Consider the following 7,500-nt stretch of genomic DNA (forward strand, 5'->3'; position numbering starts at 1 on the left):
TTGGAAAACATTCATGATTTATGGAATAGAGCTTTAGATCAAATTGAAAAAAAATTAAGCAAACCTAGTTTTGAAACCTGGCTCAAATCGACAAAAGCTCATGCTTTACAAGGAGACACGCTGATTATTACTGCGCCTAATGATTTTGCACGGGACTGGTTAGAATCTAGGTATTCTAATTTAATTGCTGAAACACTTTACGATCTTACGGGGGAAGAGTTAGATGTGAAATTTATTATTCCTCCTAACCAGGCCGAGGAAGAATTCGATATTCAAACTCCTAAAAAGAAAGTCAATAAAGACGACGGAGCAGAATTTCCTCAAAGCATGCTAAATTCGAAGTATACCTTTGATACATTTGTTATCGGATCTGGAAACCGGTTTGCGCATGCAGCTTCTTTAGCAGTAGCAGAAGCGCCGGCTAAAGCGTATAATCCGCTTTTTATTTACGGGGGAGTAGGATTAGGCAAAACACACTTAATGCATGCAATAGGCCACTATGTGTTAGATCATAATCCTGCCGCTAAAGTTGTGTACTTATCATCTGAAAAATTCACAAATGAGTTTATTAACTCTATTCGTGATAATAAAGCAGTAGAATTTCGCAACAAATACCGTAATGTAGATGTTTTACTGATTGATGATATTCAATTCTTAGCAGGTAAAGAGCAGACGCAAGAAGAATTTTTCCATACGTTTAATACGCTTCACGAAGAAAGCAAGCAGATTGTCATCTCAAGTGATCGACCGCCGAAAGAAATTCCTACACTTGAAGACCGACTTCGCTCTCGCTTTGAATGGGGCCTTATTACAGACATCACACCACCAGATTTGGAAACACGAATTGCTATTTTGCGTAAAAAAGCAAAAGCAGACGGCTTAGTTATTCCAAATGAAGTTATGCTTTATATCGCCAATCAGATTGATTCAAATATCAGAGAATTAGAAGGAGCACTTATTCGTGTAGTAGCTTATTCTTCACTAATTAATAAAGATATAAACGCTGATTTAGCAGCAGAAGCATTAAAAGATATCATTCCTAGTTCAAAACCTAGGGTTATTACGATTCAAGACATCCAACAGATTGTTGGACAAGAATTTAATATAAAATTAGATGATTTCAAAGCGAAGAAACGTACAAAGTCAGTAGCGTTTCCTAGACAAATTGCCATGTACCTTTCTCGCGAACTAACGGATTTTTCACTGCCTAAAATTGGAGAAGAGTTTGGCGGGCGAGACCATACTACTGTCATCCATGCTCATGAAAAAATCTCAAAACTTGTTCAAACAGATACTGACCTACAAAAACAAATTAAAGAAATCAGTGAATCACTAAAAATATAGGCTTTTTTTACTTGTATTTTGTGTATAAGTGAGTTAGGATTGTACACAGTCTGTCCACATGTGGATAGGCTGTGTTCTCACGTTTTTAGGGGTTATCCACATTTCCACAGCCCCTATTACTACTACTATCTTAAAATATAATAAATAATAAGCTTTTAAACCTACTTTTAAGGAGGATTAATTATTATGAAATTTATCATACAGAAAGACTACCTAGTTCAAAGCGTTCAAGACGTTATGAAAGCTGTATCTTCTAGAACAACAATTCCAATTTTAACAGGGATTAAAATTGTAGCGACTGAAGAAGGTGTTACTTTAACCGGAAGTGATTCCGATATCTCTATTGAATCGTTTATTCCAAACGAGGAAGAAGGAAAAGAGATTGTTGATATCCAAAAACCAGGAAGCGTTGTTCTCCCAGCTCGTTTCTTTAGTGAAATCGTCAAAAAGCTTCCTAAAGACATCGTAGAATTGGACGTCCAAAGTCACTTTTTAACAATCATTCGTTCAGGAAAAGCTGAATTTAACTTAAATGGTTTAGATGCAGAAGAGTATCCTCATTTACCACAGATCGAAGAAAACAACATGTTTAGATTACCGACAGACTTATTAAAAAACATGATTCGACAAACTGTCTTTGCAGTGTCCACCTCAGAAACACGACCTATCTTGACAGGTGTAAACTGGAAAGTCGACGGCAAAGAATTAACGTGTATTGCCACTGACAGTCATCGTCTAGCTTTGCGAAAAGCGACCATTGAAACTGGAAATGAAGCAACGTATAATGTGGTTATTCCAGGTAAAAGTTTAAGTGAATTCAGTAAGATCCTTGATGATTCTCATGAATTAGTAGACATCGTTATCACGGAAAATCAAGTATTATTCAAAACAAAACACTTACTATTTTTCTCAAGATTACTGGACGGAAATTATCCTGACACTTCAAGATTGATCCCAGCCGATAGTAAAACGGATGTTATATTGAACGTAAAAGAATTTTTACAATCGATTGACCGTGCTTCTTTATTAGCTCGTGAAGGAAGAAACAACGTAGTAAAACTATCTACGCTGGATGAAGGAATTGTTGAAATTTCTTCTAACTCTCCTGAAATCGGAAAAGTAATTGAAGAGGTACAAAGTCAGTCTATCTCAGGAGAAGAATTAAAAATTTCTTTTAGCGCAAAATATATGTTAGACGCATTAAAAGCGCTCGAAGGAACAGATATCAAAATTAACTTCACTGGTGCGATGCGTCCATTTGTCATTCGAACATTAGAGGATGATTCAATGCTGCAGCTGATTTTACCAGTGCGAACATATTAAATCTCAGAAAGCTACTAGCATGCCGTACTAGTAGCTTTCTTTTCTCAGGGAGAATTATTTAGTAAAATAGAGATACATCATTAGAAAGTGAGAGAGTCGCATGAAAACAGAGGTTAAAATTTCAACTGAATACATTACGCTTGGCCAGTTTTTAAAACTAGCAGACGTCATTCAAACAGGTGGAATGGTAAAATGGTTTTTAAGTGAGCATGAAGTATATGTGAACGGGGAGCTAGAAGAGCGCCGCGGACGTAAATTGTATGCAAATGACGAAGTGGATATACCGGCTGCAGGATCATTTGTTGTTATTACTTAAAGTTGGTGAAACGTTTGTATATTAAAGAAATTACTTTAACAAATTACCGAAACTATACGAAGACAACGATTCCTTTTGAAAATAAAGTAAACGTCATTTTGGGTGAAAACGCACAGGGTAAAACAAACGTGATGGAATCGATCTTCGTATTATCTATGGCTAAATCTCATCGTACATCCAACGATAAAGAATTAATTAAATGGGATTGTGAGTATGCAAAGCTATCGGGCATTGTAGAAAAGCATAGAGGGCCTGTTACACTGGATTTAGTCATCTCAACAAAAGGGAAAAAAGCAAAATATAATCACATTGAGCAGAAAAAACTCAGTCAATATATAGGATCAATTAACACTGTCATGTTTGCTCCGGAGGATTTGAACCTAGTTAAAGGAAGTCCGCAAGTAAGGCGCAAATTTATCGATATGGAAATTGGTCAAGTTTCGCCTGTTTACATGCATGATTTAAGCAGGTATCAAAAGATTTTGCAGCAAAGAAATCAATATTTGAAACAGCTGCAGACAAAAAAACAAACGGATCTTTCACTTTTAGACGTACTTACGTTACAGTTAAGTGAAATGGCGGCGAAAATCTTAAAAAAACGTTTTGAGTTTTTACAGTTACTCCAACAGTGGGCAGAGCCTATTCATAAAGGGATCAGTCGAGACTTAGAAACATTAAAAATTGAGTATAAGAATTCAATTGATGTATCAGAAGATGCAGATTTGTCGAAAATGTTAGAAGCATATCATCAAAAGTTTGATAAAATAAAAAGTAGAGAAATTGATAGAGGTGTCACCTTAGCAGGACCACACCGTGATGATCTTCTTTTCTACGTTAATGAAAAAGACGTTCAAACATTTGGTTCACAAGGGCAACAGCGGACGACTGCTTTATCGTTAAAGCTTGCTGAAATTGAGTTAATTCATCAAGAAGTAGGTGAATATCCAATCTTGCTTTTAGATGACGTATTGTCTGAATTAGATGATTTTCGTCAATCACACTTGCTAAATACCATTCAAGGAAAAGTTCAGACGTTTGTAACAACAACGAGCATTGAAGGAATTCATCACGAGACCTTAGAAAAAGCCGCTACATATCATGTAGAAGCTGGCCAAATTCAAAAGGTCAAATAGCAATTGATCTGCCTAAAAACTTTTCGCAAGGCAATCTAGCTGAAATATGATATCATTATAGTTTTAAGTCTATATATTTCAACTCGTACCCTCGATTATGAAAATTTTGTGCATAAGTAAACAAATGGCAAATACATTAAAGGCTCCGTATTATTTCCACATAATATTCGAAAAACATAATACAAAATGATAAATACAGCAGTTTGCTGTTAAAAAAAAGTGTAGGTGATACATTTGACGATGGAACAAAAAGAAGTACAAGCATATGAAGCTGATCAGATACAAGTATTAGAAGGATTAGAAGCTGTTCGTAAACGTCCGGGGATGTATATTGGATCGACGAGCGCAAAGGGTTTACACCATCTTGTATGGGAAATTGTAGATAATAGTATTGATGAAGCGCTGGCCGGCTATTGCGATGAAATTAATGTTATTATCGAAAAGGATAATAGTATTACAGTCAAAGATAACGGTCGTGGAATTCCCGTTGGTATTCAAGAAAAAATGGGCAGACCTGCCGTTGAAGTTATCTTAACGGTTCTTCATGCCGGAGGTAAATTTGGCGGCGGAGGCTATAAAGTATCTGGTGGATTACACGGTGTAGGTGCCTCAGTTGTTAACGCACTTTCTACCTCTTTGGAAGTGCACGTCCATCGTGACGGTAAAGTTCATTATCAAAAATATGAACGAGGTGTACCGGCTGCTGACTTAAAAGTAGTTGGAGAAACAGATAAAACAGGTACTGTTATTCAATTCCATCCAGACGGTGAAATTTTTACAGAAACGCTTGAATACGATTTTGATACGTTAGCTAATCGTCTGCGTGAGTTAGCTTTCTTAAATCGCGGTATTAAAATTACGATTGAAGACAAACGTGAAGAAGACAAAAGACGTGAATACCATTATGAAGGCGGAATTAAGTCTTACGTTGAACACTTAAACCGTTCGAAAGAAGTGATTCACGAAGAGCCGATCTATATTGAAGGTAATCGAGACAACATTTCTGTAGAAATTGCTATTCAATATAACGATAGCTATACAAGTAATTTATATTCTTTTGCAAACAACATTCACACATATGAAGGTGGAACGCACGAAGCAGGATTTAAAACAGCGTTAACGCGTGTAATTAACGACTATGCACGTAAAAATAGCGTATTTAAAGACAGTGACGCCAATCTAACGGGTGAAGATGTTCGTGAAGGAATTACAGCTATCATCTCTATTAAGCACCCAGATCCGCAATTCGAAGGACAAACAAAAACAAAGCTGGGAAATAGTGAAGCAAGAACAATTACTGATTCTGTGTTTGCAGAACACTTAGAAACTTACTTGCTAGAGAACCCTATTGTGGCGAAAAAGGTAATTGAAAAAGGTTTAATGGCTGCAAGAGCAAGAATGGCAGCTAAAAAAGCTCGTGAGCTTACAAGACGTAAAAGCGCGCTTGAAATTTCAAACTTACCGGGTAAATTAGCAGATTGTTCATCAAAAGATCCTTCTATTAGCGAACTCTATGTAGTAGAGGGTGACTCTGCCGGAGGTTCAGCTAAGCAGGGAAGAAGCCGCCATTTCCAAGCTATTTTGCCTTTGCGCGGTAAAATTATCAACGTAGAGAAAGCGCGTTTAGATAAAATTTTATCTAATAACGAAATTCGTACAATCATTACCGCTCTAGGAACGGGTATTGGTGACGATTTTGATATTTCGAAAGCCCGCTACCATAAAATTGTGATTATGACAGATGCAGACGTAGATGGTGCGCATATTCGTACGCTTCTTCTAACGTTCTTCTATCGCTATATGAGACAGATTATTGAGCATGGATATGTGTACATTGCCCAGCCACCTCTTTACAAAGTTTCACAAGGTAAAAAAGTGGAGTACGCGTACAACGATCGTCAGTTAGAAGAGGTATTAGCTTCTTTCCCTGAAGGCGCAAAACCAAACCTTCAGCGTTACAAAGGTTTAGGAGAGATGAATCCTGAACAATTATGGGAAACAACAATGGATCCAGAGTTCCGTACTCTTCTTCAGGTGAACTTGCAAGATGCAATTGAAGCTGATGAGACATTTGAAATTTTAATGGGCGACAAAGTAGAACCACGCCGTAATTTCATTGAAGAAAATGCTCAGTACGTAAAAAATCTCGATATTTAAATGAACGGTAATACCCTTTATATTTTTATAAAGGGTATATAAACGTCAGGATAGAGATAGGTTCTATCCTGCGTTTACATATATATGAATTACTATACTGAACTTCGCGAAGGAGGTTCTTATCGATGTCAGATAAACCAAACTCTCAAATAAGAGAAGTAAATATTAGTCAAGAAATGCGCGCATCTTTTTTAGATTATGCAATGAGCGTAATTGTATCGCGTGCTTTACCAGATGTAAGAGACGGACTTAAGCCTGTGCACCGTCGTATTTTATATGCAATGAATGATTTAGGTATGGGATCGGATAAGCCATATAAAAAATCAGCTCGTATCGTAGGAGAAGTAATTGGTAAGTATCACCCACACGGTGACTCAGCTGTATATGAAACAATGGTTCGTATGGCACAAGATTTTAGCTATCGTTATATGCTAATTGACGGTCACGGAAACTTTGGATCTGTTGATGGAGATGCAGCGGCAGCTATGCGTTATACAGAAGCAAGAATGTCAAAAGTTTCGATGGAACTGTTACGTGACATAAATAAAGATACAATTGATTATCAAGATAACTATGACGGTTCTGAACGTGAACCAATTGTATTACCTGCTAGATTTCCAAATTTACTTGTAAACGGTTCAGCCGGAATTGCGGTAGGTATGGCGACAAATATTCCTCCGCATCAGTTAGGGGAAGTCATTGACGGCGTTTTAGCGGTAAGTCAAGACCCTGATATTACAATTGCAGAGTTAATGGAGATTATTCCAGGACCAGATTTCCCAACTGCAGGGCAAATTCTTGGCCGCAGCGGAATCCGTAAAGCTTATGAAACTGGAAAAGGGTCTATTATTGTTCGCGCAAAAGTAGAAATTGAAGAACAAAGCAATGGTAAACAAACTATTATTGTTCATGAACTACCATACCAAGTAAATAAAGCAAAGCTAATTGAAAAAATTGCCGAGCTAGCTCGTGATAAGAAGATTGATGGAATTACGGATTTACGAGATGAGTCTGACCGTTCGGGTATGCGTATTGTTATTGAAGTAAGACGTGATGCAAATGCAAATGTTTTATTAAACAACTTATATAAGCAGACATCTCTTCAAACAAGTTTTGGTATTAATACCCTTGCATTAGTAGATGGACAGCCAAAAGTATTGAACTTGAAGCAATGTCTACAGTACTACTTAGACCATCAGGTAGTGGTTATTCGTCGTCGTACTGAAT

At 37.0% G+C, this 7,500-nt stretch carries 6 protein-coding genes (1 of these 6 only partly in view); all 6 read left to right on the forward strand.

Annotated features, from left to right (window positions below; genetic code table 11):
• A complete protein-coding gene (gene dnaA / locus U9R83_RS00005; RefSeq protein WP_014462075.1) occupies nucleotides 1–1,344 on the forward strand; it encodes a chromosomal replication initiator protein DnaA in 1,344 nt (447 codons plus the stop codon).
• Nucleotides 1,345–1,530: 186 nt separating this feature from the next.
• Nucleotides 1,531–2,667 carry a DNA polymerase III subunit beta gene (gene dnaN / locus U9R83_RS00010; protein ID WP_013054821.1) on the forward strand — a complete coding sequence of 379 codons (1,137 nt, stop codon included), beginning with the start codon at nucleotides 1,531–1,533 and terminating at the stop codon, nucleotides 2,665–2,667.
• A gap of 100 nt (nucleotides 2,668–2,767) precedes the next feature.
• On the forward strand, nucleotides 2,768–2,983 hold the full coding sequence (gene yaaA / locus U9R83_RS00015; protein ID WP_013054822.1) for a S4 domain-containing protein YaaA: 216 nt from the start codon (nucleotides 2,768–2,770) through the stop codon (nucleotides 2,981–2,983).
• Between the two features lie 14 nt (nucleotides 2,984–2,997).
• The gene (recF, locus tag U9R83_RS00020; RefSeq protein WP_013054823.1) at nucleotides 2,998–4,116 is read left to right on the forward strand and encodes a DNA replication/repair protein RecF; all 1,119 of its coding nucleotides are present in this window, start codon (nucleotides 2,998–3,000) and stop codon (nucleotides 4,114–4,116) included.
• A 240-nt stretch (nucleotides 4,117–4,356) separates the two neighbouring features.
• Nucleotides 4,357–6,273 carry a DNA topoisomerase (ATP-hydrolyzing) subunit B gene (gyrB, locus tag U9R83_RS00025; protein ID WP_028411910.1) on the forward strand — a complete coding sequence of 639 codons (1,917 nt, stop codon included), beginning with the start codon at nucleotides 4,357–4,359 and terminating at the stop codon, nucleotides 6,271–6,273.
• Between the two features lie 125 nt (nucleotides 6,274–6,398).
• Nucleotides 6,399–7,500, forward strand: partial view of a DNA gyrase subunit A gene (gene gyrA, locus U9R83_RS00030; RefSeq protein WP_014462073.1) — the beginning only. Its footprint extends 1,409 nt past the window's final position; only the first 1,102 of its 2,511 coding nucleotides appear in the window; it begins with the start codon at nucleotides 6,399–6,401; its stop codon lies off the right edge, out of view.

Origin of the sequence: Priestia sp. LL-8 (assembly GCF_036227845.1) — a bacterium.
In the GTDB taxonomy this organism is placed as follows: domain Bacteria; phylum Bacillota; class Bacilli; order Bacillales; family Bacillaceae_H; genus Priestia; species Priestia zanthoxyli.

Bases quoted from the DNA above. Each gene is read 5' to 3' on its own strand.
- dnaN (WP_013054821.1), top strand. From the start codon at position 1,531: ATGAAATTTATCATACAGAAAGACTACCTAGTTCAAAGCGTTCAAGAC.
- yaaA (WP_013054822.1), top strand. From the start codon at position 2,768: ATGAAAACAGAGGTTAAAATTTCAACTGAATACATTACGCTTGGCCAG.
- gyrB (WP_028411910.1), top strand. From the start codon at position 4,357: ATGGAACAAAAAGAAGTACAAGCATATGAAGCTGATCAGATACAAGTA.